Origin of the sequence: Kitasatospora sp. NPDC028055 (assembly GCF_040637885.1) — a bacterium.
Taxonomy (GTDB): domain Bacteria; phylum Actinomycetota; class Actinomycetes; order Streptomycetales; family Streptomycetaceae; genus Kitasatospora.
In genome coordinates, this window is record NZ_JBEZXE010000116.1 from 1 (window position 1) to 1,394 (window position 1,394).

Below are 1,394 nucleotides of genomic sequence, written 5' to 3' on the forward strand. Positions count from 1 at the left end.
CTGAGACCTGATGCCGAGCCGATTGTGGTGAAGTGGATGATCCTATGCTGTCGAGAAAAGCCTCTAGCGAGTTTCATGGCGGCCCGTACCCCAAACCGACTCAGGTGGTCAGGTAGAGAATACCGAGGCGTTCGGGTGAACTATGGTTAAGGAACTCGGCAAAATGCCCCCGTAACTTCGGGAGAAGGGGGGCCATTCCTGGTGACGAGTCTTGCACTCCGAGCTGGGGGTGGCCGCAGAGACCAGCGAGAAGCGACTGTTTACTAAAAACACAGGTCCGTGCGAAGCCGTAAGGCGATGTATACGGACTGACGCCTGCCCGGTGCTGGAACGTTAAGGGGACCGGTTAGCTCCATTTCGGTGGGGCGAAGCTGAGAACTTAAGCGCCAGTAAACGGCGGTGGTAACTATAACCATCCTAAGGTAGCGAAATTCCTTGTCGGGTAAGTTCCGACCTGCACGAATGGCGTAACGACTTCTCGACTGTCTCAACCATAGGCCCGGTGAAATTGCATTACGAGTAAAGATGCTCGTTTCGCGCAGCAGGACGGAAAGACCCCGGGACCTTTACTATAGCTTGATATTGGTGTTCGGTTCGGCTTGTGTAGGATAGGTGGGAGACTGTGAAGCAGCAACGCCAGTTGTTGTGGAGTCGCCGTTGAAATACCACTCTGGTCGTGCTGGATGTCTAACCTGGGTCCGTGATCCGGATCAGGGACAGTGTCTGGTGGGTAGTTTAACTGGGGCGGTTGCCTCCTAAAGGGTAACGGAGGCGCCCAAAGGTTCCCTCAGCCTGGTTGGCAATCAGGTGTTGAGTGTAAGTGCACAAGGGAGCTTGACTGTGAGACTGACGGGTCGAGCAGGTACGAAAGTAGGGACTAGTGATCCGGCGGTGGCTTGTGGAAGCGCCGTCGCTCAACGGATAAAAGGTACCCCGGGGATAACAGGCTGATCTTCCCCAAGAGTCCATATCGACGGGATGGTTTGGCACCTCGATGTCGGCTCGTCGCATCCTGGGGCTGGAGTAGGTCCCAAGGGTTGGGCTGTTCGCCCATTAAAGCGGTACGCGAGCTGGGTTTAGAACGTCGTGAGACAGTTCGGTCCCTATCCGCTGTGCGCGTAGGAGTGTTGAGAAGGGCTGTCCCTAGTACGAGAGGACCGGGACGGACGAACCTCTGGTGTGCCAGTTGTCCTGCCAAGGGCATGGCTGGTTGGCTACGTTCGGGAGGGATAACCGCTGAAAGCATCTAAGCGGGAAGCCTGCTTCGAGATGAGCACTCCCACCTCCTTGAGAGGGTAAGGCTCCCAGTAGACGACTGGGTTGATAGGCCGGATATGGAAGCCCTGTGAGGGGTGGAGTTGACCGGTACTAATAGGCCGAGGGCTTGTCCTCAG

Annotated in this window: 1 rRNA gene; it reads left to right on the top strand. The window is 56.3% G+C overall.

The features are described 5' to 3' along the window. Positions 1-1,392, top strand: a 23S ribosomal RNA gene (locus AB0F71_RS39880); the annotation flags it as partial. Positions 1,393-1,394: the final 2 nt, after the last annotated feature.